The sequence below is a fragment of the Herbaspirillum autotrophicum genome (genome assembly GCF_001189915.1).
Lineage (GTDB): Bacteria > Pseudomonadota > Gammaproteobacteria > Burkholderiales > Burkholderiaceae_D > Herbaspirillum > Herbaspirillum autotrophicum.
In genome coordinates, this window is sequence record NZ_LFLS01000008.1 from 90,645 (window position 1) to 111,988 (window position 21,344).

General features: G+C 58.8%; 16 protein-coding genes. 8 read left to right on the forward strand and 8 right to left on the reverse strand.

The window, feature by feature from the left end:
* Positions 1 to 187: 187 nt before the first annotated feature.
* Both AKL27_RS08535 and AKL27_RS08540 read right to left on the reverse strand, forming a co-directional pair.
* Positions 188 to 3,556 (reverse strand): UvrD-helicase domain-containing protein, encoded by a 3,369-nt coding sequence (locus AKL27_RS08535; RefSeq protein WP_157056855.1) that lies wholly within the window; start codon positions 3,554 to 3,556, stop codon positions 188 to 190.
* Positions 3,557 to 3,570: 14 nt separating this feature from the next.
* The gene (locus AKL27_RS08540; RefSeq protein WP_050462385.1) at positions 3,571 to 6,285 is read right to left on the reverse strand and encodes a PD-(D/E)XK nuclease family protein; all 2,715 of its coding nucleotides are present in this window, start codon (positions 6,283 to 6,285) and stop codon (positions 3,571 to 3,573) included.
* 360 nt (positions 6,286 to 6,645) lie between these two features.
* On the opposite strand from AKL27_RS08540, the gene trxA reads away from it, so the two are divergent.
* The 5 genes from trxA to AKL27_RS08565 all read left to right on the forward strand — a co-directional run bounded on the left by trxA (position 6,646) and on the right by AKL27_RS08565 (position 12,338).
* Positions 6,646 to 6,972 (forward strand): thioredoxin TrxA, encoded by a 327-nt coding sequence (gene trxA, locus AKL27_RS08545; protein WP_050462386.1) that lies wholly within the window; start codon positions 6,646 to 6,648, stop codon positions 6,970 to 6,972.
* A 128-nt stretch (positions 6,973 to 7,100) separates the two neighbouring features.
* Entirely contained in the window at positions 7,101 to 8,363 is a 1,263-nt protein-coding gene (gene rho, locus AKL27_RS08550; protein WP_050462387.1) for a transcription termination factor Rho, read from the forward strand.
* 243 nt (positions 8,364 to 8,606) lie between these two features.
* Positions 8,607 to 8,876 carry a type B 50S ribosomal protein L31 gene (locus tag AKL27_RS08555; protein ID WP_050462388.1) on the forward strand — a complete coding sequence of 90 codons (270 nt, stop codon included), beginning with the start codon at positions 8,607 to 8,609 and terminating at the stop codon, positions 8,874 to 8,876.
* A 249-nt stretch (positions 8,877 to 9,125) separates the two neighbouring features.
* Positions 9,126 to 10,844 (forward strand): ArnT family glycosyltransferase, encoded by a 1,719-nt coding sequence (locus tag AKL27_RS08560; RefSeq protein WP_050462389.1) that lies wholly within the window; start codon positions 9,126 to 9,128, stop codon positions 10,842 to 10,844.
* Between the two features lie 126 nt (positions 10,845 to 10,970).
* Positions 10,971 to 12,338 (forward strand): MATE family efflux transporter, encoded by a 1,368-nt coding sequence (locus tag AKL27_RS08565; RefSeq protein WP_050462390.1) that lies wholly within the window; start codon positions 10,971 to 10,973, stop codon positions 12,336 to 12,338.
* Between the two features lie 39 nt (positions 12,339 to 12,377).
* Here AKL27_RS08565 and AKL27_RS08570 read toward each other — a convergent pair whose 3' ends face one another.
* On the reverse strand, positions 12,378 to 14,438 hold the full coding sequence (locus AKL27_RS08570; RefSeq protein ID WP_050462391.1) for a putative bifunctional diguanylate cyclase/phosphodiesterase: 2,061 nt from the start codon (positions 14,436 to 14,438) through the stop codon (positions 12,378 to 12,380).
* A 535-nt stretch (positions 14,439 to 14,973) separates the two neighbouring features.
* Here AKL27_RS08570 and AKL27_RS08575 point away from each other — a divergent pair.
* Complete coding sequence (locus AKL27_RS08575; protein WP_050462392.1) at positions 14,974 to 15,414, forward strand: hypothetical protein; 441 nt, start codon at positions 14,974 to 14,976, stop codon at positions 15,412 to 15,414.
* Here AKL27_RS08575 and ybiB read toward each other — a convergent pair.
* Complete coding sequence (gene ybiB / locus AKL27_RS08580; RefSeq protein ID WP_050462393.1) at positions 15,392 to 16,351, reverse strand: DNA-binding protein YbiB; 960 nt, start codon at positions 16,349 to 16,351, stop codon at positions 15,392 to 15,394. The two genes, AKL27_RS08575 and ybiB, sit on opposite strands and share 23 nt — an antisense overlap.
* A gap of 150 nt (positions 16,352 to 16,501) precedes the next feature.
* Between ybiB and tsaD the strand changes: the two genes are divergently transcribed.
* Positions 16,502 to 17,533: a tRNA (adenosine(37)-N6)-threonylcarbamoyltransferase complex transferase subunit TsaD gene (tsaD, locus tag AKL27_RS08585; protein ID WP_050462394.1), complete on the forward strand. Its 1,032-nt coding sequence runs from the start codon at positions 16,502 to 16,504 to the stop codon at positions 17,531 to 17,533.
* Positions 17,534 to 17,546: 13 nt separating this feature from the next.
* On the opposite strand, the gene plsY is transcribed toward tsaD, so the two are convergent.
* From plsY to AKL27_RS08605, 4 genes are all read right to left on the reverse strand, one after another.
* Positions 17,547 to 18,158, reverse strand: a complete 612-nt coding sequence (plsY, locus tag AKL27_RS08590; protein WP_050462395.1) for a glycerol-3-phosphate 1-O-acyltransferase PlsY — start codon at positions 18,156 to 18,158, stop codon at positions 17,547 to 17,549.
* Between the two features lie 60 nt (positions 18,159 to 18,218).
* Positions 18,219 to 18,704 (reverse strand): aminoacyl-tRNA deacylase, encoded by a 486-nt coding sequence (locus AKL27_RS08595; protein WP_050462396.1) that lies wholly within the window; start codon positions 18,702 to 18,704, stop codon positions 18,219 to 18,221.
* A gap of 83 nt (positions 18,705 to 18,787) precedes the next feature.
* Positions 18,788 to 19,813, reverse strand: coding sequence for a site-specific tyrosine recombinase XerD (xerD, locus tag AKL27_RS08600; RefSeq protein ID WP_083438939.1), 1,026 nt, complete (start codon positions 19,811 to 19,813; stop codon positions 18,788 to 18,790).
* Positions 19,813 to 20,310 carry a methylated-DNA--[protein]-cysteine S-methyltransferase gene (locus tag AKL27_RS08605; protein WP_050462397.1) on the reverse strand — a complete coding sequence of 166 codons (498 nt, stop codon included), beginning with the start codon at positions 20,308 to 20,310 and terminating at the stop codon, positions 19,813 to 19,815. The genes xerD and AKL27_RS08605 overlap by 1 nt, the downstream gene beginning before the upstream one ends.
* Before the next feature lie 116 nt (positions 20,311 to 20,426).
* Between AKL27_RS08605 and AKL27_RS08610 the strand changes: the two genes are divergently transcribed.
* On the forward strand, positions 20,427 to 21,065 hold the full coding sequence (locus AKL27_RS08610) for a VOC family protein (protein WP_050462398.1): 639 nt from the start codon (positions 20,427 to 20,429) through the stop codon (positions 21,063 to 21,065).
* Positions 21,066 to 21,344 lie beyond the last annotated feature (279 nt).

Here is a 21,344-nt window from a genome sequence, read left to right on the forward strand (position 1 = left end):
CCTGCATTTTTTGCGGGCCTGTGTGCTCGCCTTGTTTTGCGTTTTTCCTGACTGTTTTTCTACCCTGTTTTTTTACCGGATTTTTCCGCTGCATTTTCTGCTGTATTAGCTCCTGCCCACCACGCCTCAGCTTGTCACTCAAACATGATGCCGGTGTTGTCGGCATGATCGCCTCTCTGGATTTACCTCATTGTTCCCAAAGTTGCCCGTCAGCAGTTATCAGCGCAGATCGTATTTGCTTGTCAGAAAACACTGACAAGAGTGCCGCCCGGTATCCTGCCAACTGCGCCTGATAAGCACTGCGCTCGCTATCGAGAAGATTGCGCTTGTAATCCAGCACCCAGACTTCGTCATCGAACACCACTACCCGGTCGCAACGCAATATGCCGGCATTGCCGACAATCTCCATTTCATTGCGCGCATAGCGATGCAATGACGGATTAAAGAATCGTTCCAGCTGCGGTTGCGAAAAAATCGCTTCCGCTTGCGCGTGAATCACTTCTGCCAGTGCCGGCGCACAATCAAGCCAGCGCGCGATCACGCTGACGGCCGGCAACGACAATGGCCAGTCGCGCACCTGCGTCATGCGTTCCAGCAAGGCATGCAATGCCACGCCCTCATCAATCGCCTCGCTCTCGAATGCCACCGGCGTCAGCGGTGCCGGACAAACTGTCGGCTCGAACAAGGGCAAACTGAATTCTGGCGCGACCGCCAGGGCCGCCTGCTGATCCGGTGCGACGCCGGCGATTTCCTGCACGTGCGCGGCGCTGCTGAACAAGCGGTCATACCAACTGCCCTCCTGCACGCCGCCGACCAGACTGCCGCGCGCGCCGGCCACGCCACTGACAATCAACAATTGCTTGGCGCGGGTCAAGGCGACATACAGCAAATTCCAGTCTTCCTGTTGCTTGAACCCTTCTTCGGCCTGGAACCATCCATCGCGCGCCATGCCGCGTTCGCTTTTGCGACCGAATGCAGAAAAATGCACCGGCGCATCCTGATCTTGCGGCCAGTCGCACAAGATGCCGACGTTGTCGTTGGCCGGGTCGCTGTGGTTGGCATCAAGAATTGCCACTACCGGCGCTTCCAGTCCCTTGGCGCTATGCACGGTCAAGATCCGCACCGCATCGGCGGCGGCATCCACGCTGGCTTCATCGGGTGCATCGCTGTCCGCGCTGCGCTGCAAGGTGCGCAAGGCGTCAATGAATTTCGGCAAGCTCGGATAGCGACCGGCATCGAGATTGAGCGCCAGTTCGACAAAGGCTTCGATATTGCCCAAGGTCTGCCCCCGCGCTGCCGGCGCTACCGCTTCGGCATAGCGCGCCACCAATTGGCCCTGATGCAAAATCATGTCCAGCAAGTCATGCACCGGATGTTGCGGTGCCGCCAGCAACCATTGCGACAGCAACTGCGCAGCGCGGACCAGCGCCGCCGAGGCATGGCCTTCGGCCACCAGCGCCAGCAAGCGTGACCACCAGTCATGCTCCTGACGTTTTGCCAATGCAATCAGATCATCATCGCTGGCGCCGATCACCGGGCTTTTCAATACATGCGCCAGTGCGCGTGTATCGTTGGGCGTGATCAGGAACGTCAGCAAGGCGATCAGATCGGCGATTTCCAGCGAATCGAGCAAACCGCCGCGCTTGTCCGACACGAAGGGAATACCGGCTTCCCGCAACGCACTTTCATAGGCACTCAAATGCTTGCGCTTCTTCACCAGCAACATGATGTCGCGCCATTGCAGCGCGCGCTCACCTTGCGCCGTATTCACCTGCACTTGTTGGCGCGCCAGCAGCAAGGCTTGCGCCAGCGCCGCACCTTCATCACGGCGACGTGCATCATCTTCTTCCTCGCGTGCCGTCAGCAAGGGATTGCGCAAGGTATCGGCGGCCGGATTTTCTGCCGCGTCGTTTTCCGCTTCCGGCACCGGCGCCTGCACCAGTGGCAAACGCCATACTGCGCCACCTTGCTGGCCTAATGTGGTTTGCGGTGAAAACAACGGGTTGCCGTTGAATCCAAGGTTCAGCAATTCGACAATCGCGGTGGCGTTGCGCCGCGTCTGGTTGGCGCGCAATACCACCGCGCCCTGCTGTTCCAGCATGCTGCGGGCGGCGGCAAACACGCGCGGCTCGGCACGCCGGAAACGATAGATCGATTGCTTGGGATCGCCGACGATGAACACGCTTGGCTGCGCAGTGTCGTCGCCATAGGCGCGCAACCAGGCGCGCACGATACTCCATTGCAAGGGATTGGTGTCCTGGAATTCATCCAGCAAAATATGTTTATAGCGCGTATCCAGGCGACTTTGCAGATACGCGGCACTGCTGTCATCGGTCAGCAATCGGTAGGCTTGCCACTCCAGATCGGCAAAATCAAAAACGCGCTGCTCGGCCTTGACGTCCTGATACGTATCCAGATAGGCGGCCCCGACCAGAAACAAGGCTTGATTCAATTCCAGCACGATGCGTTCGGCACTGCGCTGCTGCAACATTTTCAGTTGCATGCCAAGCTCTTCGAATTCATCATCGAAGGCGCGCAGGGCATCATCTTCGCTGCTATCGAAACAGCGTATCAGCGCTGCCTTCAAATCCTTGGTCTTGCGATTACCGCGCGGCTTGTCGTTGTCGTCATAAAACTGCAAGCCGAGCGCCTTGAAATTTTCTATTGACGGGCCATCGCTCAAGGCAGTTTCAATCGCCGTTGCGCGTTTCTGATTTTCTGCCGAACCCTGACCGAGCAAGCCGGCCAAGGCGAGTATGCGCGCAGTCAACGCTGGTTGCTGCCATAAACTCAGACGCGCATCTTGCACGGCATCGGCGCCGCACAACTCAGTCAGCCATTGCAAAGGTTGTTCCACCGAGGAACGCGGCGGTGCGGTGGCGGCCCACCATTCAGCGCGCTTGTCGATGAAGGAATCCAGCAATTTCCTGGCATTGCTGTCGCCGGCCAGTTCATACAAGCGCAGCAACGCCGCCTTGATTTCCTGTTGCGCCGGTTTGTGCAAACTTTCCATGAAGCGCCGATAGGCTTCGTTCAGCAATTCGCCATTGGCTTCGCTCAAGGCATAGCCATGCGGCACCCCCGAAGCCAGTGGCGCAATTTTCAACAAGCGCGCGAACCAGCTGTGAAAGGTATCGATGGACAAACTTTGCTGGCCCGACAGAATCCGCTCATACAAGCCGCGCGCCACCGGCACCACATGCCCCAGTTGCGCTTCTTCGATTCCGCGTTCAAGCAACAGCGTGCGTACCTGACCGTCGGACGCCAGCGTCAGTTCGTGCAGCAGCTCCATCAGACGTTCGCGCATTTCCTGCGCCGCCTTGCGGGTAAAGGTGATCGCCAGCAACTCGGACGGCTCGGCGCCGGCCAGCAGCAAGCGCAACATGCGCGCCACCAGCAGCCAGGTTTTGCCGCTGCCGGCGCAGGCTTCCACCACCACCGAATGACGCGGATCGCAAGCGGCCGCGGTAAAGTCAGCCGCCTCGACCGCGCGACCGTTGACTTCGTAGGCGCTGATGCGGACCGGAGTCGCCACTGCGTCGGCTGTTACGTGCATTTCTTGATCCATACTCACTGCCACACTCCCTTGCGGCACAATCCGCGCACGTCGCAATACTGGCAAACAGCCGCGATGCCATTGGCCGGCAATGGCGTCCCTTGCGTCACCGCCTGCATGCCGGTGCTGATCTGCTGCTGCAACAATTGCTGCTTGTGCGCATAGTGCGGCGCGGCGACATCGCCGATTTTATCTTTGTAGGTTTCCAGCGCCACATAATGTCCGGCCTCGAATTCGCCGCCGGACAGCAGGCCATAAAATGCCAGCTGATGATCTTCGGCATCGCGCAACTTGAGCGACAGGGAAGGCAGGTTGCGGGTTTTGTAATCGAGCACGGCGCGCGCGCCATTGGCATCCTCATCGACCCGGTCCAGGCGGCCATACAATTGAATGCCGCCGCCGTCCCATTCCAGCCGCTGTTCCATCGGCAATTCGCCGAGCACGAAATGCCAGCCCTGCGCTGCACGTTCATCGGCCCATGCCACATACGACGGGATGACTTTTTTCCAGCGTGCGGCATAACCGAGCGCCGCCGGATGCTGCGCCAGCGCCCGCCGGAACACCTCATCCGAAATACTGATGAGCAATGCCAGATGCTGATCCTGCGGCGTCTTCTGGTCGCGCAAGGTTTCGTGATAGGTCGTCAGGATCTGATGCAGCCAGCCGCCGTAATCGCGCTTTTCCGGCATATCGGACAATTCATCCATGACCGCCACGCGCAACATGCGCAAGGCAAAAAACTGATACGGGCAAGCGACAAAACTGTTGTAGGAACTGGCCGACAATTTTTCCGGCAGCATGTCCGGTGCCACCGGTGCCGGCATGCCAACCGGCCGGGCCAGCAAGCCGCGCGAAGGCAGTGGCAAACGATGCTGCGACAGCGCCGGCAAATTGCCACGCGCCAGTCGCAATTGCAAACGCTCGATCCACGGACTGACCGGGTTCGGCTCGCCGTCCTTATGACTTTGCCAGCACAACACGACTTCATCATGGGCACACAGCAATTCCGTCAAGTCGCGCAATTGCTGGCGCTGACGGCTGGCACGGGTAGCCAGACCCAGTTCGGCGCGCACGGCATTGGAAAAGAACAGCATCTCTTGTGGCTGCGACGGCAAATGCTCGGCATCCGCGCCCAGCACCAGTACCGCATCGAAGACCCGCAGACGGGCACCATTGAGCGGCAACATCACCACCCGGCGATCGGTAATGGCGGGCATGAAGGTGGTGGCATCCAACTCCAGATTGAGCAAGGCACGCCATTCGGGAAAGGTAAATATTTCCGTGACGCCATCGCTTTCACGCTCCAGCCGATCCAGCATGTGCACGACTTGCTGCCCGGCGATATCGGTGACCAGCGCAGCCCGCATATCCAGCGTATCGAGCAACGTGCGGATCACGCCGCTCCACTGCCCCAGCGTCATGCGCTCGCCAAATGCGGCCGCCTGTTTGGCGATTGTGGCCAGACATTGCGCCGCTGCCGACGCCTCGTCGAACACCGACAGAATGGCACGCCATTCGCCATCAATATTTCTTCGCCGCAATTGCCATTCGATCTGCATCACCAGCTCCGCCTTGTTGGCCATGCCGGCAAACACAAACGGCGATTTCAGCAAATCCAGCAAGGCGGCAGTTTCACCGCGTGCTGCCACGACATCACACCATGCCGCCAGCGCCGCCGCCGCGCGCGTGGTCGACAATTTCCAGCCGGTTTCATCCGCCACCGCGACTTCGGCCCGCTCCAGCAAGGCCCGCAAGCGCCGCGCCACGACCCGGTCCTGCGCCACCACGGCGATATTGGTTTTGCCTTGCGCCAGCCAGGCCAGCACGGTTTGCGCACTTTGCAGTGCGGCATCTTCCAGACTGGCAGCCGGACACAAGCTGACCGTCGGCGAAGCCGGTGCCGGGCCGAACAAGTCATCGGCAAATGCCGGTGCCGGACTTTGTTCTTCAGACAACTCTTGCCATGCTTCGCGATAGATTGCAGGAATCGCGGCAGTACGCCAATCGAGCACCACGGTCTGCACCTCTTGCCGTTGCGCCCAGACTTCCAGAAATGCTTGCTCCAATGGCTCCGGCGATACCGGACTGATCCAGATCAGCGGCGCCTCGGCACGTTGCGCCAGTTGCAACATCTGGCCATAGCGCTGGGCCATCTTGTCACCGTCTTCAGGACGACTGCCGTCGCCGAGCTGGGTTTTCCAGATTGACCACACCAGTTGCGCTTCATCCGACAGCAACGCGCGCGCGGCCGGCGACAGTTGCTCCAATGCCGCTTGCCAGCGCGCATCGGCATCGCCGGGCACCGCCTGCATTACCGGCAGCAAGGCTTGCGTCAACTCATCCGACAAGGACAACAAGGTTTGCGCCAACGGCAACAGATCGGTATTGCGACGCGCAGCAAACATTTTTTTGAGCCAGCCGTGCTGACGCAACGCTGCATATAACTGCATCAGACGTTCACTGTCGGCACTCACCGGCGGCAACATGGCCAGCAGGCCGGACATGGTATTGAGGCGCGGCGCGATGAACGGACGCCGCAATTGCTGCTCAAGTGCCGAGCGCAAATGTTGCGCGTGAGAAAAGGCCGGCACGATCACCTGACAACCGGAAAAGTCATCGACGCCGCTGCGGCTGACGGCCCCCAAACCATGCTCCGCCGCCAGCAACGCTTGCGCCGCTTGCGGCCAGAAATCGGCAGAGGGGGAAATCAGCAACGGAGAATGCAGCATGCAGGTCGGTCCATCAAACAAGGGAACAGGATGTCGCCGGTTCGGAAAATCCGGGCGACGCTTGCGGCATTGTATTCGACCCGGGCCGGCGACGGCGTGATGGCAGCCCGCAGCACCGGGGCGTGAATTGACAACACCCGCAGGATCAGCAGGCACACATTCTCCAAAAATCGGTTATGATTGCCCTCGTACCCCGCCGATTACCAGTTGCCGCGTTTCAACACCACTTGAATCAGGGCATAACGACTCCATCTGTAAACAGCAATCCGGAAGCGTTGATGGCTTACGCCATGCACAAATGGTAAGTTTCCACGGCGCTATTTGACTACTTATATATATCCCTCATAACGAGGATTAAACATGAGCGAACACATCAAACATATCTCCGACGCCTCTTTTGAAGCTGACGTTCTGAAATCCGACAAGCCGGTACTGGTTGACTTCTGGGCCGAGTGGTGCGGTCCGTGCAAGGCCATTGCCCCGATCCTGGAAGAAGTTGCCAAGGAATACGACGGCAAGCTGCAAATCGCAAAACTGGATGTGGATGCCAATCAGGCCATTCCTGCCAAGTTCGGCATTCGCGGCATTCCGACACTGATCCTGTTCAAGAATGGCGTCGCTGCAGCGCAAAAAGTTGGCGCTTTGGCAAAAGGTCAATTGACATCGTTCATCGACAGCAACATCTAAAAAGATTCTGAGCGGCGATACGCCCGTATCGCCGCTTGTGTTTATACTGGGTTGATCAACCTGTACGTTAATTAACACCCACGCAATCCCCTCCCCCACCTTTTACATTCCCGTCCCGGGACACGCATATGCACTTATCAGAATTAAAGGCGTTACACGTCTCCGCATTGCTCGAAATGGCAATCAGCTTGGACATCGATAACGCAGCGCGTCTGCGCAAACAGGAGTTGATGTTTGCCATTCTCAAAAAGCGCGCAAAATCAGGAGAACAGATTTTTGGCGATGGCGCCCTCGAAGTATTGCCAGACGGCTTTGGCTTCCTGCGCTCGCCCGATGCCAGCTACATGGCGTCCACTGACGATATTTACATTTCCCCTTCGCAAATCCGCCGCTTCAATCTGCATACCGGTGATTCGATCGAAGGTGAAGTCCGCACGCCGAAAGACGGCGAGCGTTATTTTGCACTGGTCAAGGTCGACAAGGTCAACGGCGAAGCCCCTGAGGCATCGAAACACCGCATCCTGTTCGAAAACCTGACCCCGCTGCACCCGAACAAGATCATGCAACTCGAGCGCGACATGCGCGGCGAGGAAAACATCACCGGTCGCATCATCGATCTGATCGCACCTATCGGCCGCGGTCAGCGCGGTTTGCTGGTAGCGTCGCCGAAGTCCGGTAAATCGGTCATGTTGCAACACATTGCGCACGCCATCACCACCAATCATCCGGATACCGTGATGATCGTGCTGCTGATCGACGAACGTCCGGAAGAAGTGACCGAAATGCAGCGCTCGGTGCGCGGCGAAGTGGTTGCTTCCACCTTTGACGAACCGGCCACGCGTCACGTCCAGGTCGCCGAAATGGTGCTGGAAAAGGCCAAGCGTCTGGTTGAAATGAAAAAGGACGTGGTGATTCTGCTCGACTCGATCACCCGTCTGGCCCGCGCCTACAATACCGTGATCCCGGCCTCCGGCAAGGTACTGACCGGTGGTGTCGACGCCAATGCACTGCAACGGCCGAAGCGCTTCTTCGGCGCCGCGCGCAATATCGAAGAAGGCGGCTCGCTGACCATCATCGCGACAGCCCTGATCGAAACCGGCAGCCGCATGGATGACGTGATCTACGAAGAATTCAAGGGCACCGGCAACATGGAAGTGCATCTGGAACGTCGTCTGGCTGAAAAACGTGTCTATCCGGCAATCAACCTCAACAAGTCCGGCACCCGCCGCGAAGAGTTGCTGATCAAGCCGGACCAGCTGCAAAAGATCTGGGTCTTGCGCAAGCTGCTGTACGGCATGGACGAAATCGAAGCGATGGAGTTCATCCTCGACAAGATGAAGTCGACCAAGAACAATCTGGAGTTCTTCGACATGATGCGCCGCGGCAACTGATCCCGCACGCGCGCATGGCGGTAGCGATACCGACAGGAAAATCCGGCTGCGGCCGGATTTTTTTCGCCGCCGGGTTCTCGCAGATGCAACAAAACTGCGGGCAAATGCGTCGGAATCGTGTCCGGCGGCGGTTTTATTGTATAATTTCGGACTTTTCACCGTTGGCAAGTGATCGGCAATCGGGTCAAGAAGCAAGACGACCGACGAAGTGACGATTGGCTACCCAAACTTACAGAGGCACACATGAAAGCTGGCATCCATCCTGATTACCGTGAAGTTTTGTTCCACGACGTTTCGAACGACTTCAAATTCCTGACACGTTCGACCATTCAAACGCGTGAAACCGTTGAATTCGAAGGCAAGCAATACCCACTGGTGAAGATTGAAGTTTCTTCCGAATCGCACCCGTTCTACACCGGCAAGCACAAGATTGTCGATACCGCAGGTCGCGTCGAGAAATTCCGTCAAAAATTCGGCGCCGTTGGCTCGAAGACACAAATCGCAGCAGGTTAATTATTGCGCGTCGCTTAAAAGGCAGCTCCGGCTGCCTTTTTTGCTTTTCACCGCCAGTTCCTGCGGCCTGTCGCGACCGCACATTACCGCGTCGCCGGCAGGGTAATACATTCCGGATACAACAATTAACAGCGTTTTGCTGCACAATAACGCCAGCAAGAAATCCTTGGCAACATTTGCACTCCAACAGTGCACCTGCGTGCCGGACTTGCCCGTCCGCAAAACCCGAACAAGAGCAATAACACCTTGATGAAGCCTGTCCGCCTGCCTGCCGCTGCAACCAATGCCCTGCCACGCTGGGGCCTGCTGGCGCTCGGTTTGCTCTATATTCTGCCGGGCCTGATCGGGCGCGATCCGTGGAAAAATGATGACGCCATCAGTTTCGGCATCATGTGGACCATGGCGCACGGCAACTTGCAGGATTGGCTGGCGCCGAACATTGCCGGGCTCGCCATGCCGGCCGAAAGCCCGCTGGCCTACTGGCTCGGCGCGATCTGCATCAAATTGTTTGGCTGGCTGCTCAGCGATCCGCTGGCGGCCCGGATTTCAACCATCATCTGCTTTCTGGTCGGCTCGCTGTCGATCTGGTATGCCACCTATCTGCTCGGCCGGCGCAGTGAAGCGCAACCGCTCAAGCTCGCCTTCGGCGGCCAGCCCGAGCCCAAAGACTTCGGGCGCACGCTGGCTGACGGCGCATTCCTGATCTATCTCGGCTTCCTCGGCCTGCTGCTGCACAGCCACGAAACCAGCGCCAAGACGCTGCAAATCGCACTGGTTGCGTATGCGCTTTACAGTGCCGTGCGCGTGTTCGATACCGGTCGCCGTTATCACGCGATGACGCTCGGCCTGACCCTTGGCCTGCTGGTCTTGACGCACGGCTGGCTGTTGCCGGTGGGTCTGATGCTGGCGTTGCTGATACTCGCCGTCATCCGCGACCGCCAGTTGCTGACCTCGCTGCTGTTCATTACCCTGCCTGCCGGGCTGTTGTTGTGCGCAGTGTGGGTCTTGTCGATCCGCGCCTTGTTGCCCGAAGCAGCAGATCAGTTCGATACCTGGATGAGCTGGAATATCTATCAGCTCAACTGGCCGACCTGGACCGCATTCAAATTCTTCATCAAATACGGCGTCTGGTTTGCCTGGCCGGCATGGCCATTTGCCGGCTGGGCAGTCTATGCCTGGCGCCGGCAAGCGCGTTCGCTGCATATTGCACTGCCGCTGGCGTTCCTGATTCCGCTGACAATTCTGGTCTTGCTCAACGTCCACAGCGAAGAAGGCATTCTGTTGCCGCTGTTGCCGTCGCTGGCGATTCTGGCAGCATTCGGCCTGCCGACCATGAAACGCAGCGCCATCAATGCGGTGGACTGGTTCTCGGTGATGACCCTGACCACCTGCGCCGCTTTTATCTGGATCGGCTGGATCGCCAAGGAAACCGGCTGGCCGGCACAGATCGCGAAAAATGCGTTCAAGCTGGCGCCCGGTTACAAACCCGGCTTCAACATGATCGCGCTGGCGATTGCCGTGATGGCCTCGATTTTCTGGATCATGCTGGTGCACTGGCGCATTTCGCGCCGGCCATCGGTCCTGTGGCGCGCCGTGGTGTTGTCTTCCGGTGGCGTGATCTTGTGCTGGGTCTTGCTGATGACACTGTGGCTGCCGTGGATCAATTACGGCAAGAGCTATGCCGGCGTGGCCCATCAGATCGCCGAGAAATTGCCGCCGGTCAAGCAATGCGTCGATACCAATGTCGGTCCGGCCCAGCGCGCATCGTTCGCCTATTTCGGCAATGTGCGCTTTGAAGACCGACCCAATCTGCGCTGCGACTTCCTGCTGTTGCAAGATAGTATCGACAACCAGAATGCCTCGCAGATGCTGCGGCAATATGAAGGCAACTGGCAATTGTTGTGGGAAGGCCGCCGTCCGTCCGATCGCGATGAACGGTTCCGCCTGTATCGCCGCATCGGCAATTAACCGGTCATTGCCGGCAGCCGCACTGCGGTTGCCGCCATCACTACCCTGCTGCGCCGGATCCTGGCACTGGATGCCGGCGCCGGCGTTCGCATTCATTATCCATTGTCAGAACAGGCTTCACGCTGCATGTCCGGTATTCGTTCACACACTTCTCGCATTGCGTCACTGGCCTGGCCGATTCTGATCGGCCAGTTGGCGCTGATCGCCAACGGCGTCATCGATACCGCCATGGTGTCGCGCTTTTCGGCCATGGATCTGGCGGCACTGGCACTCGGGGTATCGATTTACGTCAGTGTATTCATTGGCCTGTCCGGGGTACTGCAAGCCTTGCTGCCGACCATCGGTCAGTTATTCGGTGCCAAAAAGCTGAGCGCCATCGGCCATGAAGTGAAGCAGGGATTGTGGCTGGCATTTTTCCTCAGTTGTGTCGGCTGCGTGGTGCTGATATTCGCGCCGGCACTGCTGACCTTCGCCCAGGCCTCGCCAGAGTTGGCCGAGAAAGCCACCTTGTATCTGCGAATTGAAGCGCTGGCGCTGCCGGCCACGCTCGGCTTTCGCGTCTATGCCGCACTCAATACCGCCATCGGCCGGCCCAAGATGGTAATGGCCATCCAGCTGATCGGACTGGCATTGAAGATCCCGCTCAACGCCCTGTTCATCTTCGGCGCCTTTGGCATCCCGGCATTCGGCGGCCCCGGCTGCGCCATCGCCACCAGCCTGATTGCCTGGCTGATGTTGCTGTGCAGTTGGGGACTGGTGCGCGCCGCGCCTTTGTATCGCCAATTGCATGTCTTCGGCGGCGGCTTCGTCAAACCCTTGTGGGCGACTCAGCGCCGCTTGCTGATCCTCGGCATTCCGATGGGCTTGAGTTATTTCATTGAAGTCACGGCCTTCACCCTGATGGCGATCTTTATTGCCCGCCTCGGCGCCACCGCAGTGGCCGGACATCAGATTACCGCCAACGTCGGCAGCGTGCTCTACATGTTGCCGCTGTCGCTGGCCAATGCCACCGGCACACTGGTAGCGCAAGCCATCGGCGCCCGTCAGTGGGATCAGGCCAAACATATTGCATGGGCCGGGATTCGCCTGTCGGCCTTGTTGTCAGTCTTGATCGGCATCGTGGTCTGGTTCGCGCGCGCGGACATCATTCGCGCCTACACGCCGGACCCGGTCATCATTGCCGCCGCACTGCCCCTGTTTTTATATATTGCGTTTTATCAGTTGTTCGACTCGCTGCAAGTCACTACCGCATTCGTGCTGCGCGCCTACAAAATCGCCGTGATACCGACCGTGATTTATGCAGTGGCGCTGTGGGGTCTGGGATTGGGTGGCGGTTATCTGCTCGGGCTCGATCCCTTCGGCATGGCGCCGTCCGTGTTGCATGGCGCCGCCGGTTTCTGGCTCGGCAATGCCGCCAGTCTGGGGCTGGTGGCGATCTGTCTGATCTGGTATTTGCGCATGGTTCAGCGCCGCGCGGGCAGCAGCCCCGGCTGAAGAATTCCCGTTGCGTTGCGACGGTATTTCCGCCAATGCTCAGGCGATGGCTTGCAGCGGCATGAACAGTTGCTGCATGTCGGTCGCCGGTGCCGGACGGCCCAGCAAAAAGCCCTGCACCTGATCGCAGCCGAGTCGTTGCAACGCGGCCAGTTGCGCTTCGGTTTCCACGCCTTCGGCCACCACTTCCATCTTCAGTGCATGCGCCAGCGCGATGATCGCTGACACGATCGCCAGCCCGGCGTCCCCTTCCTGATCCAGCCGTGAAGTGAAAATGCGGTCGATCTTGATTTGCCGGCAATGAAATTGCTGCAAGTAGGCCAGGCTGGAATAACCGGCGCCAAAATCGTCGATGGAGATGGCGTAGCCGAGTGCCTGCAACTCGGTAATGATTTGTGCATTCTTGTCGACGTTCTTCATCGCCGCGGTTTCGGTGATTTCAAACATCAGCCGCTGAGGCGCAATCCCGGCCTGCCCCACCACGCTGGTAATGCTGTCGACCAGATCGGCGCGCATCTGCAATGGCGACAGATTCAGCGCCACCTTGACCGGCGGCATACCGAGCGCATCCCAGCGCAAAATCTGTGCGCACACTTCGCGCAACACCCAGTCACCAATCGGAATGATCAGACCGCAGCGCTCGGCAATCGGAATGAATTCCGTCGGACTCATGTGACCGAGTTCCGGATGATGCCAGCGCAACAGCGCCTCGACGCCGGTCAGTACTTTTTGATTGCCTTCAAATTTGGGCTGAAAGTGCAGCGACAGTTGCTGCGCCTCGATTGCCTGCTGCAAGGCATGACGAATGCTCAGATGACGCATGGCGCTGGCATGCATGGCCGGTTCGAAAAAGCGGTAGGTATTGCGGCCGCTCTGCTTGGCTTCATACATTGCGGCATCGGCGTTCTTCATCAGGCTGTCCACGGTCTCGCCGCTGTTCGGAAATACCGCAATGCCGATGCTGGAAGTGACGCGCAAGGTGGCGTCATCGAGCTTGAAGTCCTGCCGCAAGACACCCAGAATATTCTCGGCCAGATTTTCCACCACGTCGGGCGACGACAGGTTGCTCATGACCACCACGAATTCATCGCCGCCAATCCGCGCAATCATGTCTTCACCGCGAATGCAATCGCGAATGCGCTGGCCGACGGCGATCAGCAAACTGTCGCCCACCGAATGCCCGAGTGAATCATTGATGCCCTTGAAACCGTCGAGATCCATGAACAACACGGCAAACGACAGGCCGCTGCGCCTGGAGACGTGGATTGCATGCTGAATCCGATCCGCCAGCAAGGCCCGGTTAGGCAAACCGGTCAGCACATCGTGGGTCGCGAAGTGCAGTAATTTGTCATTGGTGCGACCGACGATTTTCTTGAGCACCTTGGTTTTTTGCGCACCGCTGAAAATGAGCGCCGCAATCAGCACGAACAGACTGCCCAGCGTCACTGCGGTCAGCAAATTGTCGCTGTCCATGCCGCCCATCGCCACCGAACTGCTGTCTGCGGCAAAAGTGGCCGCCGCGGTGCCGATCAGGTGCAGGCCGAAAATCGAGCAGGCAATCAGCAATGCCGCCGACACGCGCCGCCACAGATTGTCGGCCTTGCGCGAATTCAACATGAAGATGAGGCGCATGCTCAGCATCGCCGACACCACCGAAAACGCCAGCGAGAATGCCAGCATCCAGCGGGTATAGTGAATCTGCGGCCGCATCTCCATCGATGCCATGCCCATGTAATGTACCAATGCGAAGCCGATGCCGGTGACGATGCCGCCGCTGAGCAGACGCGGCCAGCGCAGACGCCGCTGGGTCGACATGTGCAACAGCAGGAACGACACCCCGACGGACAGCAGCAGCGAGGCCATCGTGATGACAGCGTCGTACGCCACATCAATCGGCAATTGAAATGCCAGCATGCCGGTCAGATGGGTGGCCCAGACGCCGACGCCGAACACCATGGCGCCACCGCTCAACCACAGCCGACGGTAACGTCGGGTCTCCTGTGCAGCGATGCGTTCGGCGATTTCCAGCACCGTGTAGGCAGCGAGCGTCGCCACGAACAGGGAGAAACAAATCAGCAATGGGTTATAGGAACCAGCCATAGTCTCAAAATCAGGGGACATCTTCCGTTTCAAACTGCGCGGGACGAAATGAATCTAATCATTCAAAACAATAAGCCGTTTGATACGCCGGTAACGCATCAGATTTTGCAAATAAGGGAACGAGGTGCGCGGAGAGCGGTCATCATACTCATGTGGACCAAGCTGCTGTTTGTTCGTTATTGGTTTACCACAACTCTCTGCCGGGCCCTATTCTAGCGCTTTTATCGCCGCATGGTCAGCAAACATGCGCAATTGCGGCGACGCCCGGAAAGTGGTTTTTTGACAATCCCCCCGCTCTCGCCGTCACGCTGCGGCAAGGCCGCACGGATTTTTTGACAACATCTGCCCGACTGCATCGTCGCGGCAAATCCAGACGATGCCAGTTTTGCATCATCGAACTACGGAAATGTCACCGATGCCAACTGCAGAAAATTCACGCCGTGCAATGATGGCAACCATAAGTCACGCGATACGCGTAACCAAGAGGGAGATTCTGCGTAACCAAACATATAGCGCAACAAAGTAACTTGTGCATATGGAAAATGCCAACCAAAGATTTGCCGAACGTTTGCGCGCTGCAATGCAAAAATCCGGCTACCAACCCAAACCGGCGGTTCTGGAGCGCGAGTTCAATTTGCGTTACTGGGGCAAGCCCATGACCTTGCATGGCGTAAGGCGCTGGCTGCTGGGACAGACCTTCCCCAAACAGGACAAACTGGAAACGCTGGCCGAGTGGCTGATGGTGACCCCGCAACACCTGCGCTTCGGCGACGATATCGGCAAGCGCATCGAACGCCGCAGCCGGCGCTGGGACGATGCGGTGTTTTACCGGGAACGGGAAACCTTTGAGGCCTTCATCAACCTGCCGGCCCAGCAGCGCAAGATCGTCAAGGAAGTCATTCTGGCATTCGTCCAAAGTACCCAGACGCAATCCGCCGACAACCAACCCCTTTTCAACCTCCGCGCTGGCGAATAGCTGCCGCCACCGCCAGGCAATGCGCGACCTGCTCCGCAATTGCCGCCGGCACCGGTTTGTCGCCGCGCATGACGGCTTCGGTCCAGCGCGCCGTCGCGGCAGCATCTCGCTCTGACGGCAAATCGGGCAATTCCTCGGCCACACTCTGTTTGGCCACCAGCATCTGGCATTGGCCTGCATGGAACCAGTCAATCTGCTGTGCCCGGCGGGCATTGGCAACGGTTTCACCTTCGGTGCCGCGCATCAGGAACGCATCGCCGCGCGCATGCGGCGCGGCGTCGCTGAAATAGCGCGTCAGCATCTCGAAGTATTCAGGATGGGTATAGGAAGTCAGGCGCAGCGCCGGGCCGGTAAACGGCTGCATGATCTTGACCAGCGTATGGGTTGAGTTTCTGACCCCGAGTATGCGTCGCATCGCCAGCAGACGTTCCATCTTCGGCGCCAGCACCTGAATCGGCATGAACACCGGCTGGCGTCGTGCCATGGCTTGTTCGGCCTGCGCCACATCGGCGGCGGCGGGCAATCCCAGCTCGGCAAAAATCTCGGCACTGGTAATGCGTTGCGGATCATGGGTCACGCCATGCATCAGCACCGGCACACCTTCCCTGGCCAGCAGCAACGCCAGCAATGGCGTCAGATTGGCCATGTGACGCGAGCCGTTGTAACTGGGAATCACCACCGGCGCAAAGGCTGCGGCCGGCGCCTGCAATTTTTGCAATGAATCTTCTGCGGCATCGAGAAAGCCGGCGATTTCTTCCACCGACTCACCTTTGACGCGCATCGCCAGTAAAATCGCGCCGAGCTCCAGATCGGACACCCGACCATCCAGCATGGCCTGATACAACAAGCGCGCGTCTTCGCGCACCAGACTGCGCGCGCCATCCTTGCCGCGCCCGATTTCTTTGATAAAGCGAGCCGTTGCCAACATTTCAGTCATTTCTGCCACCACGTTTTTCAATTGCGCAAAGGTTACACCAAAGCCGGCCAGCTTGTCCTCTGCGGCGAGCCCCGTGAGAACGGCGGCTTTCCTTTACAATAGGGGCTTTCCGGCGCATTTGCGTGCGCCCTCAACTGTCTGGCTCCCTCAATGATTGTTCTTGGTGTTGAATCTTCCTGCGATGAAACCGGTTTTGCGCTGTACGACACGCAAAAAGGTTTGCTCGCCCACGCGCTGTACTCGCAAATCGCCATGCATCAGGAATACGGTGGCGTGGTGCCGGAACTGGCTTCGCGCGATCATGTCCGGCGCGCCATGCCGTTATTGCGTCAGGTATTGAGCGACAGCGGCATCACGCCGCAGGCCATCGACGCCATTGCCTATACCCAAGGCCCGGGACTGGCCGGCGCCTTGCTGGTGGGTGCCTCGATCGCCAGCGGACTGGGACTGGCGCTGGATAAGCCGATGCTCGGCGTGCATCATCTGGAAGGCCATTTGCTGTCGCCGCTGCTGTCATCCAATCCGCCCGAATTTCCGTTTGTCGCGCTACTGGTGTCCGGTGGTCATACGCAATTGATGCAGGTCGAAGGTGTCGGCCGCTATACCTTGCTCGGTGAAACGCTGGATGACGCCGCCGGCGAAGCATTCGATAAATCGGCCAAATTGCTGGGTCTCGGTTATCCGGGCGGTCCGGCGATTTCGCGCATGGCTGAATTCGGCGATCCGGGCGCCTATCAGCTGCCGCGCCCGATGCTGCATTCCAAGAATTTCGACTTCAGTTTTTCCGGGCTCAAGACTGCCGTGCTGACGGTCGTCAAGAATCACCCTGGCAATGTCTGCGAACAGGACAAGGCCAATATTGCACGCGCCTTCGTTGATGCGATGGTGGAAGTGTTGGTCGCCAAGTGCATGAGTGCCCTCAAACATACCGGCATGAAGCGGCTGGTGATCGCCGGCGGCGTCGGCGCCAACAAACAGTTGCGCGAAGGTCTCAATGCCGCAGCGGCCAAGCGCCGCTATCAGGTGTTTTATCCGGAACTGGAATTTTGCACCGACAACGGCGCCATGATTGCGTTTGCCGGCGCGATGCGCTTGCAACAGCATCCGCAAGCCGCCAAACGCGATTACGCGTTCAGCGTGCGGCCGCGCTGGCCGCTTGATGAGATAGCGATTCCGGCGTAGAAAATTATTTGTATTACTTGTTCTTCTTGCCGCCGATGCGGCTTTCCTTGCCGGTCAGCAGATTGGCAATATTCTTGCGATGGCGGAAGATCAGCAGCGCACTCATCGCCAGCACGGCCAGCAAGATACCGTCGGCACTGCCGAACAACAGGCCGTAATAAAACGGGGCAAAGATACTGGCAATCAATGCCGCCAGCGATGAATAGCGAAAGGCATACGCCACTGCCAGCCAGGTGATCAGGGTCGCAACGCCGAGCCACAGATTGAGCGCCAGCAAAATGCCGAGTGCCGTGGCCACGCCCTTGCCGCCGACGAAACGGAAAAATACCGGCCACAAATGGCCCAGAAAGACTGCCAGCACCACCAGTGCGGTACCGCTGTCGCCGACACCGAACTGCGGTCCGAACCGGATCGTCAGCCAGACCGCCAGCCAGCCCTTGAAGCCGTCGCCAAGCAAGGTCAGCGCCGCTGCCGCCTTGTTGCCGCTGCGCAGCACATTGGTGGCGCCCGGATTTTTCGAGCCGTAGGTGCGCGGATCGGCCAGGCCAAAGCCTTTGCTGACCACCACGGCAAACGACACCGAACCGATCAGGTACGCCGCAATCACGAACAATACTGTATTCATCTCATCCTCTTTATTGATTTATGCAACTGCGGCCACGCCGGCCGCAACCGGAATATCCATTCATTCTTCCAACGCGCAATGCACTGCCGTGGCCGGCAATACCGTCGTAATGACGGCCGGGGCGATCCCCACCAGATAACCGCGCCGGCCGCCGTTGATATAAATTTTGTCGAGCCCGAGGATACTTTCCTCGACATATACCGGCATCACCTTTTTGGTGCCGAACGGCGACGTGCCGCCGATCAGGAACCCAGAATGACGATTCGCCACTTCCGGCTTGCAAGGCTCGATGCTTTTGCGCGCCGTCTGCCGCGCCAGATTCTTGGTGGACACCTTGCGGTCGCCATGCATCAGCACCAGCAACGGCTTGGCCGCTTCATCCTGCATCACCAGCGTCTTGATCACATTGTGCTCAGGCACCCCCAGTTCGCGCGCCGATACTGCCGTGCCGCCGTGTTCTTCATATGGGTAGGGATGTTCGCTGAAAACGACACCGTGCCGCCGCAAGAATTGCGTCGCCGGGGTCTCGGAAATATGTTTGCTCATGTGGCGCACATTATGCCGCAAGAAATCCGGTTTGCCGATATGCGCCGCACATTTCGCCGGCGTCGCCGGCACGGCGCGGCAGATCAGCCACGCGGATGATGTTCGGCATGCAATTTTTTGAGCCGCTCGCGCGCCACATGGGTGTAAATCTGGGTAGTGGAAATATCGGCATGGCCGAGCAGCAATTGCACCACCCGCAAATCGGCACCGTGATTGAGCAGATGCGTGGCAAACGCATGGCGCAAGGTATGCGGCGACAGCGGCGCCCGGATATCGGCCCGCAGCGCATGTTTCTTGATCAGGGTCCAGAACATCTGGCGCGTCATGGCGCCGCCGCGCGCCGTCACGAACAAGGCATCATCTACCTGCCCGGCCAGAATCTGCTGCCGCGCCTCGCGCAGATAGCGCTCGATCCAGCTGCGCGCCTCTTCGCCAAACGGCACCAGCCGCGTTTTGTTGCCTTTACCGGTAATCCGCAGCACGCCTTCATTCATGCCGACTTCAACCGATTTCAGCAATACCAGTTCCGACACCCGCAAGCCGCTGGCATACATCAGTTCCAGCATGGTGCGGTCACGCAAACCCAGCGGTGTGCCGCAATCAGGCGCCGCCAGCAGGGCCTCGACCTGCGCTTCCGACAATACTTTGGGGAAGCGCTGCGGTTGTTTGGCCGAGCGCATTTTGAGACAGGGATCAACACTGATCTTGTTTTGTCGCAACGCCAGCAGGAAAAACCGTTTCAACACCGCCAGCCGGCGATTGGATGAACTGGCCTTGGTATCGGCATGGCGCGCCGAAAAATACGCCAGCACATCGGTGGCGTCGGTGTCCAGCAAGTCCTTGCTGCGCTGGGTCTGCAACCAGTGGGCAAACAAGGTCATGTCGCGCCGGTAAGCTTCCAGCGAATTTTTGGCCAGCCCGTCTTCCAGCCACAGGGTGTCACAAAATTCGTCGATGGCACTCTGACTGGCACCGCTGGCCTGAATCGCCGGGGCCCGGGCGCTGCTGACCGGTTGCCGGGTTTTCACTGTTTTTGCTGCCACCGGTGCCTTGGCTGGCTTGGCTGGCTTTGCCGGTCTGGCATCCGCTGCGGGCTTCGCGGTCGCCATCAGTAACCCGTCACGCCTTCATGTGCCAGCAACCAGCGTTTGACGCCGAGATGAAAACCATCCTCATCATCGTGATGCGAAAAGCCGCCCAGTCCGCCGGCTGCCGTCACCCGGTGGCATGGAATGACCAGGGGATACCAGTTGGCGCCGCAAGCCTGACCGACCGCACGCGGTGCCGACTGTACAAATTTGGCGATTTGCCCGTAAGTGCGCACCTGTCCGCGCGGAATGGCGGCAATCGCGGTCCACACTTTTTGCTGAAATGCACTGCCGGCCGGCGCCAGTGGCAAATTGAAACGAAAGTCCGGTTGTTTGAGATAACGCGCGATCTGGCGCGCAGCCTTTTCCGCCAGCGCGTTTTCTGCCGGTTTTTCGTCAACATGTCGCGGCAGATAAACCAGTTCTTGCACCACGCCGGCCTCGGTGCGGATCCCCACACCGCCAAACGGCGTATGCACGACGGCAGAAAAAATATCGCTGGCTTGTGTATGCTTCATGTCACCATCTGTTTCAAACGGACCAATGCGCTATTTAAGCATATCGGCGCGCACTGCATTGCAAATGCACAAGACAGCGCGCCGCGCATTTTCATTTTTACTTTCAAGGAGTCTTCATGCACGCTGCTCATCCTGATCACCTGGTCGTCACGGCTTTCACGCTGGCCGACGGCGTCGCCTGGGTCGAGCGCACGCTCGGCGTATCGCTGCAGAACGGCGGCGAACATGTGCGCATGGGTACCCACAATGCGCTGCTGCGGCTCGGACCGGATTTCTATCTGGAAGTGATCGCGGTCAATCCGGCCGCACCCAAACCGGATCGTCCGCGCTGGTTCGGCATGGACGCGCTGCATGCCGGCTCGCCGCCGCGTCTGGCCGGCTGGGTGGTGCGCACCAACAACATTGCCGCCGCCGTGGCGGCGTCCCCGGTTGATGTCGGTCCGGTGGAAAGCATGAGTCGCGGCACGCTGAACTGGTTGATCACGATTCCGGCCGATGGCCGCTTCCCGCTCGACGGTGTGATGCCGACGCTGATCGAATGGCATACCCCCAGCCATCCGGCCGCCAATTTGCAAGAAAGCGCCTGCACCCTGCACCGCCTGCAAGGGTTTCATGCCCAGGCGGTGGATATCATGCGGAGTCTGGCATTGATCGGTTTGCAAGACGATATTCTGATCTCCGCACCGGCAGCGGGGCAAGCGCCGTATTTGCGAGCCGAGATTCACACCCCGGACGGACTGCGCGTGCTGGGTTGACGGCAGTGCGGGGCGCGGCGCAGCAACAGTCCACAAAGCGCGCGCCCAAACAAAAAGGCGCATCTTGCGATGCGCCTCAAATATTTCTTGCATGCTCCGGCTGTTTAAACAGCTTCAATTGAGCAAGCGTCTCCTCAGTATCCCCGGTATCAATACCGTTTGTTATGCATCACCCGCTATAAATTCTGATAGATCGACGCTGCCCCGAATTGTCTGCGGCCAGTCGAGCAAAGGACGCACTTTAACAGCAGTTTCGTCGCATTAAAAGCATTTTTTTCT